The organism is Deltaproteobacteria bacterium (genome assembly GCA_019308905.1).
Taxonomy (GTDB): Bacteria; Desulfobacterota; BSN033; order WVXP01; family WVXP01; genus JAFDHF01.
In genome coordinates, this window is record JAFDHF010000039.1 from 1 (window position 1) to 19,107 (window position 19,107).

Here is a 19,107-nt window from a genome sequence, read left to right on the forward strand (position 1 = left end):
CTTTTTGCCTCCAAAACAGGAATAACGCCCAATCTGGTAAGAAGAGAAGTTGAGGGTCAACTGTTACTGCCTTTTGCTGTTCAACTTTTCTAAAAATTTTGGGGAAAGTCCTCACACAGGGGGTGGAGTTTCCTGAGTTTTCGGCCCAGGATTCTTGCAAGTATATGACGTCACGATCTTTTTCTGTCTTGGCAGGAGAACACCCTTGTCCCCTCGCTCCTGAGCTCACGCGGTGACCCGATCAGCGATGAGAGGGGAGATCTCCGGTGAATCGGCTTCCCATCCAAGGCTTGCTTTTTCCAGGACATTGGTCCATAATTTGCACGATTCCACACAGGGGACTCGAAATGATCGTAACCTGCGAGGCCTGCAAGACCGCCTTCACCGTGGATGATTCCAGGATTCCCTCAAAGGGGATCAAGGTCCGTTGCTCAAAGTGTAAGCACGTCTTCACCGTGAAGCCGGAGAGCACGGATGACCTTTTGGCTGAATTAGAAAACTTCGAGAAGTTCCACAGGGACCGGGCCGAAGAGGTTACGATCGAAAGACCCGAAGAGAGACCCGCGCACATTCCCGGGGAAGCCGAGCCAGGAGGCATATCCTTCGAAGAGTTCCTTACCAAAGAAGAGCCTCTTCTCCACGAATCCAAGACCGAGGCACCCGGCCAGTCCGCCCCCACCCCGCCCGGTGACCATGTCCAGGAACAGCCTGCGGAGGAGCCCGCCGATTTCGATTTCGGTCTCTCCTTAACCCCCGAACCGGCTCCTGTCCCGGAGACCGGAACGTCCGACCAACCCCTCCCCACTCCGCCTCCTGATCAGTTTGAGGAAAAGACCGTAGAGGAAAAGCAACCCGGTGACCTCGATCTCGGTCTCTCCCCAGCCCCCGAACCATCGGAGGTAATCGTCGGGACCCGCGAAGAGACGCCACAGGAGGAGGAGCCTCGCCTTTCTGTGGAAGCATTCTTCAAGGAAGAGATGGAGAAGGAGAAGGAGCCCGAAGGCGGGGCGGCTGAAGTCTCTCTGCCGTCGATGAAGAACAGGAAATTCGCCGACCTCCTCAGGGAGAAGGGAATGGACAGGCGGCAGGCCAGGAGGCGTTCCTCCCTCCGGGCGGTCTTGCTTCTCATCCTTATCCTCGCCTTGGGCGGGGCGGGATATCTCTGGTGGCAGAACCAGGGGGGATCTGTGAGCCTGCCTGCAGAGGTGGGTACGACTCTCGAGGCCGTGGCAGAGAAGATCTCATACTTCTGGGAGGATGTTATCGGATTTGGGAAGGGGAGGCTTGAGTTCGGCGGTCTTGAGGGCTACGAGGAAAGGATCGGGCAGCACCGGTTCTACATCGTCAGGGGTAGTGTGACCAATGCATCACGGCGGGCGAGGAAATACGTGAAGCTCAGGATCGTCATACTCGACCAAGCCGGAAACATGATAAGAGAAAAGGTGATCTTCTGCGGCAACGTCTTTACCCCGGAGGAACTCGAAAAACTCGTCTCCGGATCCTTCACGGGAGAGGAGGCTCTACTGCCAAAAAGGCCGAAGGACATGGTCGTCAAACCCCATGGAACCATCTCCTTTATGGCCGTCTTCCCCGGCCTCCCGAAAGAGGGAAAGAGTTTCAAGGTCGAGAAACTCGAGGCGCCGGCGGTCTGAGAATCGACCAGGAGAGATCCACATGCCGGTTTCGCGAAAGATACAAAGTGACATGAGGAATGCTTCCGAAATCCGTAGGCTCTTTGAGGAGGGCATCCGACTCAAGGAGATTCACGGCCCCGGGAATGTGGCCGACCTCAGCCTGGGAAACCCGATAGTCGAACCTCCCAGTGAGTTTGCTTCGACTGTATGTGACCTGGTCCGGCAGAGAGCGGGGATGCACAGGTACATGCCGAACCTCGGTTTCCCCTGGGTCAGGGCGGCGGTGGCCGATGCCCTCACAGCACAAGGCTACTTCGACGCTCTCGGGCCCCAACACGTCATGATGTGTGCCGGTGCGGCTGCAGGCATGAACGTGGTTCTCAAGACCATTCTCAACCCCGGCGAGAAGGTCGTTGTGGTAGCCCCCTATTTTGTGGAATACAGGGCCTATGTCGAGAACCACGGAGGTGAACTCACCGTGGTCCAGCCGGCCGAAGACTTCTCATTGGATGTCGGCAAGATCGGGGCGGCTATCACCAGGAGGACCCGGGCGGTCATCATCAACTCCCCAAACAACCCGACCGGGGTTGTATACTCCAGGGAGAACTTGGCGGAACTCGCCGAGATGCTCTACCAGAAGAGACGCTTCACCCAGCAGGCCATCTACGTAGTCTCGGACGAACCTTACAGGGAGATCATATATGACGGAGAGACCTTCAGCTCTATTGCAAGCCTCTATACCGAGAGTTTCATGGTCTACTCCTTTTCAAAATCCCTGGGGATCCCGGGGGAGCGGATAGGATACGTGGCCGTCAATCCCGCCATGGAGGACTGCCGGGCCATCATGGACGGCATGGCCATCTGCAACCGGATTCTCGGGTTCGTCAATGCACCGGCCCTGATGCAGAGGGCTGTGGCCGAGCTCGCCGTCCGGGTCGATGTAGACGGCTACAGGCTCAAGAGAGACATGATCAAGAGGACTCTCCAGGATAATGGATACGAGTTCGCAAGACCCCAGGGTACCTTCTACATTTTTGCAAGGTGTCCCGACGAAGAAAGGGCTTTCATCGACAGGGCCAGGGAGATGTTGCTCCTCGTTGTACCTGGATCGGCCTTTGGCTACAGGGGCTGGTTCAGGATCGCCTATTGCGTGGATGAGCACACAGTCGAACTCGCCTGCCAGAAATTGAGCGACCTGGCCGAAACCTGCCGGAGTTAGCTCTTCGACCCGCCGGCTCCAAGTCCCACCTCTGGCACCTCCGATCCGAGAATCGAACCTCGAAGTCCGCCAGCACCGTCTTGCCGCCGCCCAGGAGGAAGGTCTTTCTCCCGGGAGGGCTTGCTATCGGGATTTCCGATTAGAGTTTGCACCTCAATCAAGTTTTTCGATTTGACTTCGTCTCATAATTCCTTGTAAGATAATATGTTTTCCATAGCTCACGGGGAGGTATGAAATTGAGCAAAACGATCGATGCAAGAGGCAAATCTTGCCCAGAACCGGTAGTCATGACGAAACGGGCCCTCGAATCCCTGGAAGAGGGGATCATAACGGTTGTCGTCGACAATCCCACCTCGCGTGACAATGTCGAGCGTTTTGCAAAGAGCCAGGGATGTAGTGTGGATGTTCAAGAGCGGGGCGGGGACTATCTCCTCGACATCGTGAAGGGATACCCCTGCGAGGTGAGGCTCCAGGGGAGAGGGCGAGAAACCCCAACCCCCTCTTTCACACCCAAGGTGGTCGTCTACGTGAGCTCTGATATCATGGGTGGAGGAGACACGGAGCTGGGAGGCATTCTCCTCAGGGCTTTTGTCAAAACATTGAAAGACGTCACTCCCAGGCCGCAGAAGTTGATCTTTGTAAATTCAGGAGTGAGACTCACCACGGGGGACTCTGACCTGATCGAGTCGATCAGGGAACTGGAATCCATGGGGGTGGAGGTTCTCTCCTGCGGCACCTGTCTGGATTATTTCCGCTTGAAGGACAGGCTCAGAGTGGGGCTGATCTCGAATATGTTCGACATTGCGACTTCCCTTCTCGAAGCGGACAGTGTGGTGAGGCCCTGAGACTTCTCTGCCGTGGGGGGTAGAATGATCTACTTTGACAACGCCTGCACCAGTTTTCCGAAACCCCGGGCCGTGGTGGAGGCAATGCGGGATTTCAGCCTCCATGTCGGGTCGAGCCCGGGCCGGTCCGGCCACAGGCTCGCCTTGGAGGGGAGCCGGCTGGTCTTTGAGGCACGGGAGAGACTCTCCCGACTCTTCAACATCCCACGGTCCGAGCGGCTGGTCTTTACGTCAAATGCCACGGAGGCCCTCAATCTGGCCATCATGGGTCTCCTCAAGCAAGGGGACCACGTGGTGGCCCCCTCCATGGAACACAACTCGGTGATGCGGCCCCTCCACTACCTGTCCAGAAGGGGGGTCATCGATCTCTCCCTCGTGCCCTGCTCCAAACAGGGTCATATCGATCTCGATGCTCTGAAGCGGTCGATCAGAAGGAACACCCGACTCATAGCGGTGAATCACGCCTCCAATGTTGTGGGTACCCTCGCCCCCTTGGAAGAAATCGGCAGGATATCAGGAGAAATCCCCTTTCTCGTTGATGCCGCCCAGTCGGCCGGAGCGGTTCCCATCGATGTCGAGTCATGGTCGATCGATCTGCTGGCCTTTACCGGGCACAAAAGCCTGTACGGACCCCAGGGCACGGGTGGGCTTTTCATTCACGAGGGAATCGACTTGAAGCCCATGAAACTCGGAGGAACCGGAAGCAGATCCGAATCGTGGGATCCTCCGGACTTCTTGCCGGATCGATACGAAGCGGGCACACCGAACACGATCGGGATCGTCGGGCTGGGCGAGGGGGTGCGGTTTGTTCAGGAACAGGGAGTCGAAAGAATCCGTCATCACGAAATCGAGCTTACCAAAACGCTTCTTGAGGGCCTTGGAGAGATAGAGGGGGTCACCGTATACGGCCCGGAGCGGCCGGAAGAACGGACCGCCACTGTTTCGATCAATCTGAAGGGCCTTGAGACCTCTGACGTAGGATACCGTCTCGACCGGGAGTTCGACATCATGACCCGCGTAGGGCTCCACTGCAACCCAGGAGCCCACAGGACCCTGGGGACCTTTCCCGGTGGGACCGTACGTCTGAGCATGGGCTATTTCAACACTCGGGAGGAGGTGGCAGAGGTGCTCGAAGCCCTCGGAAAGATAGCCACGGGCCGGTAGGGGGAAGGACCTCCGGCGCTGCTTCCGGGGAATGCTGATCGATGAGGGCTTCGGGACGGTGAGATGGCAGCAGGGGCAGATACTTTCCGAACCAGCGGGCTCTGCGCAGCAGTCCTCGAATCGATACACCACGTCATAAAGGGGGAGAAGGCCCTCAAGGCGGCCGGGCTCAGAATCGATGTAGTCCCCGTGCCCCGCCAGATCAGCTCGGAGTGCGGCATGGCCCTGGAGTTCTCCTGCCAGGACAGGGATCGGGTGGAACGACTCCTGGCAGACCAAGGTGTAACGGTGGTGGGAATCTACAGATTCGAAAGGGGCCGATTCTCGGCCCTGTGAGCCTTCTGCCTCTCTCTTCAGAGTCGGCCGGTTGGCTGGAACGGAGGAATACAGATGAAGGAAAGAGTGCATCTGACCCAGAAGACGCGTGCCTCGGGCTGAGCAGCCAAGATCGGTCCAGGGGCACTGGACCAGGCTCTCGAGGGCCTTCCCATTGTGAAGGATCCGAATCTCATTGCAGGGTTCGACCGGGGGGAGGACGCGGGTGTGTATAGGATCTCTGACGATCTGGCACTGATCCAGACAGTGGATTTCTTCACCCCCGTGGTCGACGATCCCTATACCTTCGGCCAGGTGGCTGCAACCAATGCAATGAGCGATGTCTACGCCATGGGGGGAAGACCGCTCACCTGTCTCAATGTGGTCGGCTTCCCGATCAAACACATGGAGATAGAGGTGCTCCGAAGGATCCTGGAGGGAGGATTCTCCAAGATCCAAGAAGCCGGAGCCGTGCTGGTGGGCGGGCACTCGGTGGACGATGAAGAGTTGAAATACGGTCTCTCGGTGACGGGCGTGATCCATCCTGACCGGGTCGTATCGAACGGCGGTGCACTCCCGGGGGACGTGCTCGTCCTGACAAAGCCTCTGGGTACCGGTGTCATTGCAACTGCTCTCAAAGGGGAGATGGCCTCAGAGGCTGCCGTGACCCTGATGACGGAAATCATGACGACTCTCAACAGGAGACCCTCGGAGCTCATGCAGGAATTCGGTGCAGACGGGTGCACCGATGTTACGGGATTCGGACTCCTCGGCCACGCCCTGGAGATGGCCCGGGCAAGCAGGGTGGGGATGGTCATCCACAGCGAAAGGGTCCCCCTCTTGGAGGAGGCCAAAGACTACGCCGCCATGGGGCTGGTGCCCGCCGGTACAAGGGCCAACCGGGATTTTGTCTCATGCGGTGTCGATATGGAGGCGAACCTCTCGCCCTTTCTCGTGGACCTCCTCTACGATCCCCAGACCTCTGGAGGCCTTCTTATTGCCATCCCACACGAGAAGGGGCAGGGCTTGGTCGAGGCTCTCCATCGGGAAGGCGTGAGCGCTGCTCGAGTCATCGGAGAGGTCGTGGAAAAACCCGAAGGGAGGATCATCGTCAGGCAATAGTCTGAGCACCGGTTTCCCACCGGCCCCAAGCATCTGGAGGGCGTCTCTTGCCTCAAGGACCAACGACCTGGAGCCCCGGTCTGACAGTTCCCGGGCCATCACCCCCTGTACAGAACCAGGGCCGGCTCCAGGCGGCAGGGATGATAGGACCACTTCAGGCGCCTCAATCCCGGGAGGCCCGAGTCATCCATGGCGTCGATGTATCGATAGCCCTCCAACTCCCTCGAAAACTCACGAAAAACATAGGCAGAAGCTCCTCGTAATGAGGGCTCCGTCACCTCCAGGGCCACGACAAAGGTCTCCTCGTTGAGAGGGAAACCGAAGGTATAGGCCACCACGTCCCCGAGCATACAGACAACCCTGCCTGTCAGGCCCATGGCCGGCCCATGAGCAAGCACCTGGAAGTGATAGGATCTGGAGTCTTCGAGCATCTTTCTGGCAACAGGGTCGGCGGTCTTCTCCATACGATCGGCCTGCCAGCGGTCAAAGAGGGCCTGGCAGGGAACCTCGTCTTCCTGTTCATACGGCCTGTAGTCGATTCCGGGATTTCTGGCAAAGGCGCGGCAGTCGGATCTCCTGGCACGGAAGGCCCGCCCTTGCAGCTCCACCAGGTCCTCTCTCCGGTACAGGTAATCCGGAAAACCCGGTCGGATGCGAAACTCCTCGAGGATCCCACCGGAAACATCCGAAAAACAGAGATTCTCGATCCTGGAAATCCAGGGTCGCTCGTTGTGCTGATCCATGAAGGCGAAACAGCGGGGCAGAACCCTTCGAAGATCTCCAGGTCCCAGGGGCGGCAGGGGCATGTAAACGGTCCCCCCGTCAAAGGCCCAAAGGCAGAAGAACTCTTCCAGCTCACACCAGAGGGGAGAGACCAGGTCCCTCGACATGAACTGGACGGCGAAGGAGTGACTTGCAAGCCTGGGCTTCCTCTGCCTCAGGTGAGCCTCCATGACCGCCCGGTCGGAGATGGTGAGAGGCCGGAGGGATTCGACCGGAACGGGAGGAACGGGCTCCTCTTCATCGGCGAACCGGCCTGGGAAGGCGTGACACGGCGATTCCCACGGGATCAACCGCCCCGCGGCGAGAAGAGCCTCCGTCAACTCCTCGAGACGCAGCAGGGGCAACACGTCTCTCTGGTGAGGGCCGATCAGACGGGGAGATCTCTTGAGAATTCCGATCAGCTCCGGACACATGGAGGCTTCGGCGATTGCGGTACCGGAAGCCACAAGGCTCTCCAGGATTTCGGGATCACCGGTGGCCGGACATTTCGTATCAACTCCCAGCCATACACCGGAGCCGCTCGGATCGAGCATCAAGGCATAGGGATAGAGCCGGCAGTCTAGAGGACGCCTCCGGTAGATCCGGCAGAAATGCGTCTCCCCTTCGAAAAAGGGGCACCTGAACCCGTCAGCCCAGGGCACCGGGACAACCTGCCCACCCGCCGATTGCGGTACGCCTCGAAATTCGACCCCACCCTCTCCGGTCTCCAGAGCCCCAAGGAGCTCCTCTTCGGTGAAAAAGGGGGCGAGGAAACTCTCCCTCTCTGGAAAGCGGCAGCACACATCGCAGGCCAGGCAGATACTCGCAGGTATGGGCTGGGGAATCTCGAATCCTTTCATTGAAAAATCCAGGCGGCAAAGGCCGGGGGCCCTCGAGTGGGGGCAAGGGATGGGGAGAGGGGCACACACGATCAAATCGCCGGGAGGGCTTCCGGCTCCGAACCTCTCAGGGCTCTTCCACCCTGGAGATCTCGAAGCGCACCGTTCCACCTCCCGTTATCTCGCAGGGATCGAGACACTGGACATAGCACTCCTCGGAACCCTCCCTGGAAAGGCCGAGGTCCCTCGATTTCACCCCTCTTGACAAAGCCACGTAGTAGGGGAGGAGCGAAGCGAGGGAATGCATGCATACACCACCTGTACTGCCCGGATCGAGGATATAACCCTCCCTGAGAACGATCCTGTCACCTGGTTCGTATACAGGGCACTTCCCTTTGATCTCAATTACTTTAATCACCAGCATCATCCCTGTCTCTTCTCCCGAGGCAAGGGCAGACTCCCCTGTTCCGTCCACCCCGGCCCCCGATTGTTCCACCAGCCCGGGTCGAAGGGGGATAAAGGGGATCGCCGACCCGCCAATCCCACCCCGCAAGCTCAGGAGGCGGGCAACCGGAGACAGGCTCCTCAGGCCCCGAACTTCTGCAGCCGTTGGGCAAACCCCATGAGGAGAGGCACGACTTCCCGGCCTTCCACCCTCGCAAGAGAGCCCCTGGGGAATTCACTCTCCACAAACCTCTCCGCCGGATCGCTCCGGAAACCTCGGGCCTTCGACCATATCAAGATGCCCGTAGGGTCGATGGTGTGATCGCCGAGGAGAGTCGAACTGGTGTGGTCAGACAACACGCAGAGGACCACATCATCTGGGAGGTTTTCAACGAGATGGCGGACCAACCCTTCGGAGGAATCCTCGAGGGCCTTGATCTTTGCCTTTGCATCCCTGTCATGGCTGACCTCATCGATCCCCTCAACGTGAATCAACACAAAATCATGATTGTCTGCGAGGAGGTCGAGAGCCTTTCTGGCCTTGCCCAGATAGTCCGTATCCACATATCCGGTTGCTCCCGGCACCTCTGGGACCGTCATCCCGGTGAGCCTGCCGACCCCCTTTATCAGCCCCGTTCCAGCCACACACCCTCCCCTCATCCCCCATCTCGACTGGAAACTCGGAAGGGAGGGCGTCTCTCCCGCTCCCCTGGGCATGATCCCGTTGACAGGGGGCAGACCCCTGGCAACCCTCGCCCGATTGAAGGGCAGATCCCTGAGAACCCGGTGGGCTTTGGTCACGAATTCATTCAGGATGTCGGCCATGTTTCTGGCCTCTGCCGTCGCCTTCAGGGGTTTTGCCGTAATGATCTTCGACTCCCCTTCCCCAAGGAGATCGAGGTTGTCCAGGGCGTCTGCGACGGCGTTGTAGTGCGGATCCATATCAGAAACGTCCGCAGAGATCTTGTATCCCCGAAACCGGACCACACACCTGTAATCCTGGGAATTGGAAAACCGAAATTCAACCTTGGGGTCCGAGAGCCGGATCCTATTCAGGGCCTTCTCCAGCCTGTCGAGTCCTTCCCGCGGATACCCCGCCGTCCGATTCACCAGTCTGAAGTCATCGGTTATTGTCACATAGTTGCACCGGAGCGAGACATCCCCGGGCCGGAGATCCAACCCGGCACCGGCCACCTCGAGAGGCCCCCTCCCGGTGTAGACCCGGTACGGATCATAACCCAGGATGGCCAGCATGGCCGTATCCGAGCCCACCAGGGTACCCGAGCCCAGAGCGGTGAAAGAGCCGCATACCCCCTCTTTGGCCAACCTGTGGAGAGTGGGAATCCCGGCCACCTCAAGGGGGGTCCGGTTACCCAGTTCGGGGAGAGGAACATCCGTCGCCCCGTCCAGAAGGACCACCAGAACCCTCTTCTTCTGCTTTGCCCCGCTTCCCACCAGACCGGCAGCGGCAAACCTGATGATCTCGATGCGGAGTTCTCCATACCTCGTCCTGATGAGGTTCATCACATCCCGGAAGCTTCTGTCGGCCGCCTCTAACTTGGCGGAGACCCGAATCAGGCCGTCCTCCTCCCGTTTCTCGCCATGGGAGATGCTCAGGATGTTACAGTCATTCTCTGAGATCGGTGTCAGCATCTCGATCAATGCGCCCGGTCGATCCGGAATCAAGACCTCGAGTTCGATGATCATTCCCTCACCTCATCCGGCCCGGTCTCAAAGAGCAGAAACCCTCGGTTCAGCCCGCCGCAATCGACTCCCCTTTCAAACCACTCAGAGCTACCCGGATCTGACGGCCTCTCTGATCATCGATACGATCTGTTCGCTGCTTGTCGAGCTGATCGTCTTGAGGAGCCTCTCCTTTTTGTAGAAATCTATAAGAGGGGCGGTCTTCTCGTTGTAAGTTTCAAGTCGCTTGGTGATGGCTTCTTCCGTTTCGTCGTCGCGCTGAACCACGGGCCAGCCGCATTTCCTGCATCTGCCATCCTCGGTGGGAGGCTTGCTCTTGATGTTATAGATCTCCTGGCAGTCGGGGTTGGAGCAAGTCCTCCTGGTAGTGAGCCGATCCAGGATGACCGCCTTCGGAACATCCAGGTTCACCACCAGATCCAGCTTGAGGTGGAGTTTTTCTAACAGTCTTTTCAGTGCCTCGGCCTGTGGTATTGTCCTCGGAAATCCGTCGAGGATGAATCCCTTCTCGCAGTCGGGTTCTCTGAGCCTCGACTCCATGATCTCCATGATGAGATCGTCAGGAACGAGTTCTCCCCGCTCCATATAGCCCTGAGCCCTCTTCCCCAGTTCGGTCCCGGACTTGACCGCGTTTCTCAGAATGTCTCCCGTGGAAATCTGGACAGACCCTTCCAGGTCCATGAGCGCCTTTGCCACCGTACCCTTTCCCGCACCAGGCGGTCCCAACAGGACTATTCTCATCGAACTCTCCCCTTTCCCTAACAAGCTCTTCTACACGTCACCAGGCTCATCCGTCTTCCAGAACCTATCATCGGCGATTCGGTCGACCACCCTCACCTTGTAGTGCTCTTCGATGGGAGCCAGAAACTCGGGATTCTTCTCGTAGACTGCCCGGACGGCCTCCCTGACCACGGCCACCCCTTTGGGCGTCATCTTCCCGAGGGGTCGACGACAGGGGCCGGCCGGAATGCCGAGGCCGTTCATGAGCGTGTTGATGGGCAGGGGGTTTCTGAACCGGCAACTCACGGTAAAGCCCTCGTATTGCTCTGTCGTCTTGACCGTGACGATTTTGAAGAGAGGATCCAAGCCCGCTCTCAGCTGCTCCGCCCTCTCCTTGTCCCCCTTCAGGAGGGATCTTGTGAGGTCCGAAACCGCTCCTGGAACGACATTGGAAACAACGGAGACTACCCCCGTACCGCCAATATCGGTGTTGGTCATCATCTCAAAGGTCTTGTCATCATCGCCTGACAGGATATCGAAGTCGCTGCCCAAGAGTCTCCTCGTCTTGACCATCCGTTCCATGTCACCCGTGGCCTCCTTTACCGCCCTCACGTTACTATAGTGACGGTTAAGAATCGCGAGATCCTCGACTTCCAGGTATGTACCTGTCCTGCCTGGAATAATGTAAGGAGTGACAAAGATCCCGGGGAACCTCTCGGCGATGGGAGCGTAATACTCCTTCCTGAGTTCCAGGGAGCTTGGACCGTTGTAGTAGCAATCCACCAGCAGCACCGCATCGACTCCCATCTCCACGGCGTGCTCCGTGGCGCGGAGAGCCTCCCTGGTGGAATTGCTGCCCGTCCCGGCCATGACAAAAACCTTCCCCCCTGCAAAGCGTATGGTCTCACCGATGACCCGTTCGTGTTCATCCCAGTCCAGGGTGGGCGACTCACCCGTGGTCCCGGTGGGTACGAGATTCACCCCATGGCTGGTCTGAAAAGCCACGTTCTTTTCGAGACCTCGATAGTCCACATCTCCGTTGGGCAGCATGGGAGTTACAATGGCCGTCCAACACCCCTCAAACCTCTCCAGTCTCATAAGGATCCTCCCTGTTGGTTTCTGCCGACAATTCCTCTCAGAATACCCAACCCCGGGTTCAGATGTCAATGGATAGGTCGGCGGAGCTCCACACGGGTCACCCGGGAGTCCCCCATTTTGGAGCAACCAGGCATTGGCATGTGCCTTGCATACAGTACCTCGTCGGCAAAGCCCCGGAACCACCCATTGACAGCGAGACATCATCGTTTGACAGCCAGGGGGTAGGACCCATGGAGCTCGCCGTTGAGGTCGAAAAAAGATCAGAGCCCAGCTTGGAGGAATCGGATCTCCGCGAAGACATAGAAAAAATACACAGACTGGTGGCGGAAATCGAGAAGGTCATCGTAGGCCAGAGCCAGGTGATCTCCCGGATCGTGGTGGCCCTTCTCGCAGACGGCCATGTGCTCCTGGAAGGAGTACCCGGGCTCGCCAAGACCCTGCTCGTCTCAGCCCTCGGCTCAGCCATGGGAGCCGTTTTCCGAAGAATCCAAATGGTTCCCGACATGCTCCCCAGCGACCTCATCGGGACCTATGTCTATGTGGGCAACCGCTTCAGGCTCCAGAAGGGCCCTCTTGTCGACTGCCATGTGGCCCTGGTGGATGAGATCAACAGGGCCCCCGCAAAGACCCAGGCGGCATTGCTCCAGGCCATGCAGGAGCGGCAGGTTACCGTCATGGGGAAGGACACCCTGGAGTTGCACGACCCCTTCATCGTCCTTGCCACCCAGAATCCGGTAGAACAGGACGGTACCTATCCACTGCCGGAGGCCCAACTGGACCGGTTTCTCTTCAAAGTCGTGGTTGGATATCCCAGTCCCCAGGCTGAGATGGACATCCTGACCAACATAAATCTGGATCAGAGAGACAAACTCAAGGCCATCGGTCAGGTCCTCGAACCAGGAGACATCTGCCGGCTCAGAGAGACCATCAAGGCCGAAGTCTCCGTCGGGTACTATGCCCACCAGTACATCGTCCAACTGGTCCGGGCTACCCGTTTTCCCGAGGAGTTCGGCCTGAAATCCTTTGAAAGAGTCATCAGGTTGGGTGCTTCCCCCCGGGCGACCATGGCCCTGAGAGATGCTGCCAGAGTTGAGGCCTTCCTCCAAAACCGGCGGCATGTGTATCCCGACGACATTCACGCCGTGGCGAGGGATGTTCTGAGGCATAGAATCTTCCTCGAGTTCTCGGCCCAAGCCGGAGGGCTGAACGTGGAAACTGTTCTCGAGGAAGTTCTGGAAGGGGTCCCTATCCCGTGAGAGAGATACTCTCGAAGATTGCCGAGGTCGACTACTATGTGCGGTGGTATTCCAGGCAGCACGACCGCGGGATCTGGGCCAGCCGTCAGTTGGGAGGGGCTGCTGAGTTCGAGACCATCACCGAATACGAGTTGGGGGACAACCCGAGATCGATAAACTGGTCGGCCACGGCAAGAACCGGGGGGCACCGGATTCTGAAAAACACCCGGCTGACAGAGGCCAATCTTGCCGTCTTTCTGGTGGTCGACTTGACCCCTTCCATGGATTTCGGAACCGTGCGGACAACAAAGCGGAGGCTCGCAGCAGAGATCTCGGCCGTCCTCGCCCACGCGGCCTGGCGGTGCGGTGACCGGGTCGGTTTCATCGGATACGGGTCTGGCGTGGAGGTCGAATGGCCTCTTCGGAATGCCAGGGACTATCGCCTTCTGATTCCGGAGAAGATACTCCAAGTCCGCTCCCATGGAAACGGAGAGAGCGGACTGGGCCGCGCCCTGGTCAGGCTTCCCCAAAAACGGTCTCTGGTTTTCATTGTTTCTGACTTTCAGGACGACCTTGAAGAACTCGAAATCGCACTCAAACCCGTTGCCATCACCCACGATGTGGTGCCTCTGGTCCTCTGGGACCCGAGGGAGAGAATCCTTCCCAGGAAGCGGTGCGTTACCGTTGTGAAGGATCTCGAGACAGGCACGACGAGGACCGTCTGGCTCGGAGGGATTCGGAAAAGAACGGCCTTTCAGAGAAAGGCCGAAGCCATGGTGGGCCGTTTGAAGGCCCTGTTTCACCGCCTCGGTATGGACGCTCTCTGGATCAGCCAGGAGACCGACTATGTGGGGGAACTCGGCAAATTCTTCTCTCTTCGCAGGAGAGCAGGCTAGATGAGGAACCTGGTGCTCGGCATATTCCTGTCTGCCTTTGTCACCCTTGGAGCCGTATCTCCGGCTGATCGGGTATTCCAGCCCGAGGAGGAGGACTCGCAAGATCAAGAGGGCTTCCCCCTCACCATAGGGTTCGAATGTCCGAGGAACTTCGGCTTCCACATCGGCGACGAGATCCCCCTAACGGTCACCCTCGAAGCCGAGAAAGGAACCGTCGTAGATCTGGTCAATCTCCCCAAGAAAAACGATAGACACGGACCTTTCGAAGTTCGGGATGTGTGCATCCGTAAGCGCCGGGACAAGGGGAAATCGATCTACACTATACTCTACTTGCTCCAGTCCTTCACCCCTGCCGTTGCCGTAGATCGATTGGTATTCCCTCCTCTCCAAATCTCCTATGCCACCCAAGAGGACTGGAACCCCGTAGAGTCGAGATACCGGTATCACGGCCTCTTTTCCCAGCCCTTTGATATCTTTGTTTCTCGAACTGCCACCTACTTCGGTCCGATGAAGGACGCCAAGGGGCCTGAAATAGACAGATGGGCCGTTCTCCAGTGGAAACTCTCCACCCTGACGGGGAGCATCCTCGTTCTGCTGGCCTCGATCACCTGGCCATGGGAGTTTATGAGAAGGCGGCGGAGAGTTACAGGGCTAGTCCCGGCCATGACGGCCAGAGACCGGGCCCTGATGGCCCTTCAAAAGGCCAGGGAGAACTGCTTCAACTACGAAGACCATCGAATGAGACTCATCTTCGAGATCAACCGAATTCTGAGAGATTTCTTGAAGGAGGCCTGCGGCCTGACCAGTGCTAACAGGCCCTCCGCACAGATCGTGAACCAGCTCAAGGACCGCCCCTGGTACGAGGAGTTGAAAGGCTTCGTGGTAAGAATCAACCAGGTCATCTACGAGGGTGACGCTCCGGTGGATGTGGAGTCCATAGTTAGACAGTTTACGGGGCTCCTGGGGCAGCTAGATCCGACAACATCTCCAGGGGTGAACCATGATAAGGCTGGCTAACCCCTATCTTCTACTCGTAGGGATTCTCTTTCTGCCTTTCTTCGTCAAGGGAAAGACCACCTTTCTCGGCTACTCCCGCCTCGGCTTGTTGGAGGCCAAGGGAGGATCCAGGCTCCTCGGCATCCTGCCCAAGCTCCTGTCGGCCTTCGCCATCGCCCTTCTGGTGATAGCCCTGTCCAGACCCCAATGGAGGACCCTCGTTAAACGTGAGAGGTTTCTCGCCCGGGACATCCTCCTGGTTATCGATCTCTCCTACAGTATGGAGAACAACCTGAAGGGGAGGAAAGGACCCCGGAAAATCGATGCTGCCAAGAAGGCCGCCCTCCGTTTCATCGCGAAGAGAAAAGGCGACAGGATCGGCCTCCTCGTCTTCGGGGACAAGACCTTTGGAAGCTGGCCTCTCACTCGAGATCTCGACATCATCGCAAGAAAGGTGGACAGACTCGGATCTACCTTTTACGGGGGGACAAATCTGGTGGATCCATTCCTGAAAGGGATGGATCACTTCAGGGAGATGGGCCAGTCGGCAAACCGGATCCTGGTGTTTCTCTCAGACGGGGAGGCCTCGATCCCCACAGAGAAGAAGGAGGCGATCATTTCCGAGATGGAGAAGATGGATATCCACCTCTACCTCCTCGGCATCAACCTGAGAAAGGAGAACAGCGACCTTCTGGAGATCGTGGACAGGACCGGGGGGAGGTTCATACCCACCGAGTCGCACACCGAGCTTGTGGCTGCTTTCAACGAAATCGATCGTCTCGAACCGGGTATGGTGGAAGTGGAGATCCAGGGGCAAGACCGGGAGCTCTACCCTGGTTTGGTTGCCGTGGCTCTGGGCCTGATGCTGCTTGTTATCTTACTGAGAAACACCCTATTTATCGAGCTCTGCTAGGAGGTCTGCCATGAGGATCCTCGCATTCGTCCGCCGAATTCGACTCTACGCCTTGATTGCCGGGAGCCTCTGCCTCTGTTATGGTATCTACGAAAAATACTGGTACGCCGACCTGATAGCCCAGGCTGTGAGGACCGTAGAGAGGAACCAATTCGACACGCAGTACCTCGAAGAGGCAGGGAAAAACCTCTTCGCCTCGGAGGACATTCTCTCCTATAACATGGGGGTGAGGGCCTACCGCGCGAGGAATCTGAAAAAGGCGAGCGAGCACTTCTTCGAGGTGATTCGCAACAGCGGCGATCCCCGCTGGAAGGAACGGGCCTACTACAATCTGGGCAACATCATGGCCCAGCTCGAGCTGCCGACAAAAGCCGCTGAGATGTACCGTGAAGCCATCCGGCTCGACCCCACCGACTGGGAGAGCAAGTACAACCTCGAGAGACTCTACGTCTTCTATCCGAGGGCGTTCCCCAAGGAGACAGAACAGGCCTCCCTCGACAAGGAGCCCGGTGAGGAGGAACCGAACAAGAGCCAGATGGGCAAACACGGCGTAGAGGAGCCGGACATCTAAGGGGGGAGGTCTTGTCTCTCGGATTCCTCAATACCAGGGCATTCTGGACGGTTTCGATCCTCCCCTTGGTTCTGGGTACACTCCTGTGGGGGATACACAGGAGGAGGGCCATCCTCGGGGAGTTCGGCCGAATCGATCTGCTAGCCGGGTTTTCCCGGATTTCGCTCCACCGGAAGAGGGCCTGTCAAATCCTCCTGCCTATCCTCTGCCTCGGCCTCTTGATCACCGTGGTGGCACGACCTCTGGTTTTCGGATATTCCAAGCAACTCCTCAAGGGCTCCCTCGACGTCGTGGCTGTTCTCGATGTCTCCAAGTCCATGGCAGCAGAGGACTGCGGCCCTGGGGTCTCACGAATCGATATGGCCAGGCAGACCCTCCTCAAATGCCTGCCCCAGCTGGCGGGAAACCGACTCGGTATCGTCACCTTTGCGGGAAAGGCTTTCCCCCAGGCCGAACTCACCCAGGATTTCCAAGCCCTCCGGTTTGTGTTGAACCACTGGATCGCCGTCGATTCAGCCCCCTCTCAGGGCTCAAACATAGGAGCGGCCCTGTCCGAGGCAGCCGAACTATTTGACAGAGGAGAGAAAAAAAGGATCATTCTCCTTCTTTCCGACGGGGGACACAGACGGCAAAAGAACCTCCAGGCGGTCCTCACCCGCATCGCATCGGAGGGCGTCACCGTCGTGTGCGTCGGTTTCGGGACCAGGATGGGAGCACGGATCCCTGTTTACGACAAAGGCGATTTCAAGGAGTGGTTGAAGATCGACGGAGAAGAGATCGTGACCAGATTGAACGAGAGCACCCTCCAGGAGATCGCCAGGGCCACAGGGGGAAGATACCTCCACTCCGGTTCGGGAAAGGAACCCACCGGACTCTTCAGGGACCCTCGCATAGTCGGCGAGAAGGTACTCTCCGGAGGAAGAGAGGTATTTCAGATCCCCCTCGCTCTTTCCATCGTTCTCCTCTCTGTTGCCATGTACCTCGACCGCCGGTACGGATAGACCAAAGCACGGAAGCTCTCCGCCCCTCGTCGGACCGGGCCGGGAATTCCTGCCCCGTCCCCACGAACACGAATCACGAACACGACCTCTCCCCTTCGCCCCTGCCGGCAGGTACCCCACGAGGGTCAAAGAACTCCGGCGCAGCTTTCTTGACAGGCCCCGGATATTGAGCTAAAAAACAGAGGGATTTGCTGGGAGAACCCGAAGGCCGGGAGGCTTCCAACTCTTCAGCGACGGTCTCATGGAGGGGTTCTTGATGAAGAGGGTATTGGCGATAGCGGGTTCCGACTCGGGTGGAGGGGCGGGGATTCAGGCCGATCTCAAGGCGATTACGGCCCTGGGCGGATACGGAATGACCGCCATCACCGCCATCACCGCTCAAAACACCGTGGGCGTACAGGCAATCCACGAAGTGCCCCCCCGCCTGGTGGAGGCACAGATCGATTCGGTCGTCAATGATATCGGGATAGATGCGGTCAAGACCGGAATGCTCTTCACCCCTGAGATTGTGGCCCTTGTGGCCAGAAAGATCAGGCAGTACAGGATAAGACGGGTAGTGGTCGATCCGGTTATGGTGGCAAAGAGCGGTGACCCCCTGCTCAAGGAGGAAGCACGGAGGGCTTTGCAGGAGCTGCTCATCCCCGTGGCTCTCCTGGTAACGCCGAACCTACCAGAAGCGGAGATGCTCTGCGGCTTCGAGGTGAGCGACCATGACACCATGAGGGAGGCTGCCCGCAAGATACACAACATGGGTGCTCGGAACGTCTTGGTCAAGGGAGGCCACCTCGAAGGGGAGATCGTGGACATCCTTTACGACGGAAAGGCCTTCAGGGAATACACTGCTCCGAGGATTCCAACAAAGAATACCCATGGAACCGGCTGTACGTTCGCCTCGGCGATTGCCACAGAACTCGCCAAAGGGAAATCCCTCCACCACTCGGTTCTTGGGGCCAAAGCTCTGATCTCTTCTGCCATCAGGTTTTCCCTTTCCCTGGGCAAGGGACACGGCCCGACCAATCCCCATGCCGTCATGGCCAGAGAGGCCGAACGGTTCCGCGTGGTGGAATCCCTCGAGAACGTGCTGGAGAAATTGAAGGACAGGAGAATCGGCAGGCTCATCCCAGAGGTTCAGTCCAACCTGGGTTACGCTCTCCCCTATGCCGAGACGGAGCAACACGTGGCAGCTTTTCCCGGGAGAATAGTGAGGCTCGGGGATTCCATCGCCACGGTTTCGGGACCTGCCTTCGGTGCCTCCAGACACGTGGCGAGCATCATTCTCACCGTCATGGCTCGCGATCCCGCCTTCCGATCCGCCATGAACATCCGGTTCTCCGAGGAGATTCTCTCTGCCTGTCAAAGGGCCGGACTTCGGGTCAGCCACTTCGACCGTGCCCAAGAACCGCCCCGCATCAAGAAAGCCGAGGGCTTCTCCCTGGAGTGGGGCACCAAGACGGTCCTGAAAGAGGGTAAAGTGCCCGATATCATCTTCGACAGAGGAGAGGTAGGCAAGGAACCCATGGTGAGGGTCCTCGGCAAGAGCCCGGCGGAGGTGGCTCGAAAGGTCCTGGCCGTTCAGAGGGAGATGGAGAGATGATCCGCCATGGTTCGGAAGGGCCGCAACGGCCCTTG

18 protein-coding genes are annotated in these 19,107 nt (G+C 58.2%); 13 read left to right on the forward strand and 5 right to left on the reverse strand.

All coding sequences use genetic code 11. The features are described from left to right. Positions 1-347: 347 nt before the first annotated feature. The 6 genes from JRJ26_12835 to selD all read left to right on the forward strand — a co-directional run bounded on the left by JRJ26_12835 (position 348) and on the right by selD (position 6,299). Positions 348-1,652 (forward strand): zinc-ribbon domain-containing protein, encoded by a 1,305-nt coding sequence (locus tag JRJ26_12835; protein ID MBW2058371.1) that lies wholly within the window; start codon positions 348-350, stop codon positions 1,650-1,652. A gap of 22 nt (positions 1,653-1,674) precedes the next feature. After that, the gene (locus JRJ26_12840; GenBank protein MBW2058372.1) at positions 1,675-2,853 is read left to right on the forward strand and encodes a pyridoxal phosphate-dependent aminotransferase; all 1,179 of its coding nucleotides are present in this window, start codon (positions 1,675-1,677) and stop codon (positions 2,851-2,853) included. Positions 2,854-3,089: 236 nt separating this feature from the next. Then, positions 3,090-3,698, forward strand: a complete 609-nt coding sequence (gene yedF / locus JRJ26_12845; GenBank protein MBW2058373.1) for a sulfurtransferase-like selenium metabolism protein YedF — start codon at positions 3,090-3,092, stop codon at positions 3,696-3,698. A 24-nt stretch (positions 3,699-3,722) separates the two neighbouring features. Next, the gene (locus JRJ26_12850) at positions 3,723-4,862 is read left to right on the forward strand and encodes an aminotransferase class V-fold PLP-dependent enzyme (GenBank protein MBW2058374.1); all 1,140 of its coding nucleotides are present in this window, start codon (positions 3,723-3,725) and stop codon (positions 4,860-4,862) included. A gap of 63 nt (positions 4,863-4,925) precedes the next feature. Next, on the forward strand, positions 4,926-5,198 hold the full coding sequence (locus tag JRJ26_12855; GenBank protein MBW2058375.1) for a DUF3343 domain-containing protein: 273 nt from the start codon (positions 4,926-4,928) through the stop codon (positions 5,196-5,198). Positions 5,199-5,252: 54 nt separating this feature from the next. Continuing rightward, complete coding sequence (gene selD, locus JRJ26_12860; GenBank protein ID MBW2058376.1) at positions 5,253-6,299, forward strand: selenide, water dikinase SelD; 1,047 nt, start codon at positions 5,253-5,255, stop codon at positions 6,297-6,299. Positions 6,300-6,397: 98 nt separating this feature from the next. Here the strand turns inward: selD and JRJ26_12865 are convergent, their stop codons facing one another. The 5 genes from JRJ26_12865 to dapA all read right to left on the reverse strand — a co-directional run bounded on the left by JRJ26_12865 (position 6,398) and on the right by dapA (position 11,866). Next, on the reverse strand, positions 6,398-7,921 hold the full coding sequence (locus JRJ26_12865; GenBank protein ID MBW2058377.1) for a DUF2156 domain-containing protein: 1,524 nt from the start codon (positions 7,919-7,921) through the stop codon (positions 6,398-6,400). A gap of 106 nt (positions 7,922-8,027) precedes the next feature. Beyond that, entirely contained in the window at positions 8,028-8,327 is a 300-nt protein-coding gene (locus JRJ26_12870; protein ID MBW2058378.1) for a TIGR04076 family protein, read from the reverse strand. Positions 8,328-8,485: 158 nt separating this feature from the next. Beyond that, positions 8,486-10,051, reverse strand: coding sequence for a 2,3-bisphosphoglycerate-independent phosphoglycerate mutase (gene apgM / locus JRJ26_12875; protein ID MBW2058379.1), 1,566 nt, complete (start codon positions 10,049-10,051; stop codon positions 8,486-8,488). 87 nt (positions 10,052-10,138) lie between these two features. Next, the gene (locus JRJ26_12880; protein MBW2058380.1) at positions 10,139-10,789 is read right to left on the reverse strand and encodes an adenylate kinase; all 651 of its coding nucleotides are present in this window, start codon (positions 10,787-10,789) and stop codon (positions 10,139-10,141) included. A gap of 30 nt (positions 10,790-10,819) precedes the next feature. Then, complete coding sequence (gene dapA / locus JRJ26_12885; GenBank protein ID MBW2058381.1) at positions 10,820-11,866, reverse strand: 4-hydroxy-tetrahydrodipicolinate synthase; 1,047 nt, start codon at positions 11,864-11,866, stop codon at positions 10,820-10,822. Between the two features lie 230 nt (positions 11,867-12,096). Between dapA and JRJ26_12890 the strand changes: the two genes are divergently transcribed. The 7 genes from JRJ26_12890 to JRJ26_12920 all read left to right on the forward strand — a co-directional run bounded on the left by JRJ26_12890 (position 12,097) and on the right by JRJ26_12920 (position 19,072). Beyond that, on the forward strand, positions 12,097-13,122 hold the full coding sequence (locus tag JRJ26_12890) for a MoxR family ATPase (protein MBW2058382.1): 1,026 nt from the start codon (positions 12,097-12,099) through the stop codon (positions 13,120-13,122). After that, a complete protein-coding gene (locus tag JRJ26_12895; GenBank protein ID MBW2058383.1) occupies positions 13,119-13,997 on the forward strand; it encodes a DUF58 domain-containing protein in 879 nt (292 codons plus the stop codon). Before JRJ26_12890 ends, JRJ26_12895 begins: the two co-directional genes overlap by 4 nt. Next, positions 13,998-15,014: a hypothetical protein gene (locus JRJ26_12900; GenBank protein MBW2058384.1), complete on the forward strand. Its 1,017-nt coding sequence runs from the start codon at positions 13,998-14,000 to the stop codon at positions 15,012-15,014. Continuing rightward, positions 14,998-15,906, forward strand: a complete 909-nt coding sequence (locus JRJ26_12905) for a VWA domain-containing protein (protein ID MBW2058385.1) — start codon at positions 14,998-15,000, stop codon at positions 15,904-15,906. The genes JRJ26_12900 and JRJ26_12905 overlap by 17 nt, the downstream gene beginning before the upstream one ends. Before the next feature lie 10 nt (positions 15,907-15,916). Continuing rightward, positions 15,917-16,477 carry a tetratricopeptide repeat protein gene (locus tag JRJ26_12910; GenBank protein ID MBW2058386.1) on the forward strand — a complete coding sequence of 187 codons (561 nt, stop codon included), beginning with the start codon at positions 15,917-15,919 and terminating at the stop codon, positions 16,475-16,477. An 11-nt stretch (positions 16,478-16,488) separates the two neighbouring features. Then, positions 16,489-17,478, forward strand: coding sequence for a VWA domain-containing protein (locus tag JRJ26_12915; GenBank protein MBW2058387.1), 990 nt, complete (start codon positions 16,489-16,491; stop codon positions 17,476-17,478). 241 nt (positions 17,479-17,719) lie between these two features. Next, the gene (locus JRJ26_12920; protein ID MBW2058388.1) at positions 17,720-19,072 is read left to right on the forward strand and encodes a bifunctional hydroxymethylpyrimidine kinase/phosphomethylpyrimidine kinase; all 1,353 of its coding nucleotides are present in this window, start codon (positions 17,720-17,722) and stop codon (positions 19,070-19,072) included. Positions 19,073-19,107 lie beyond the last annotated feature (35 nt).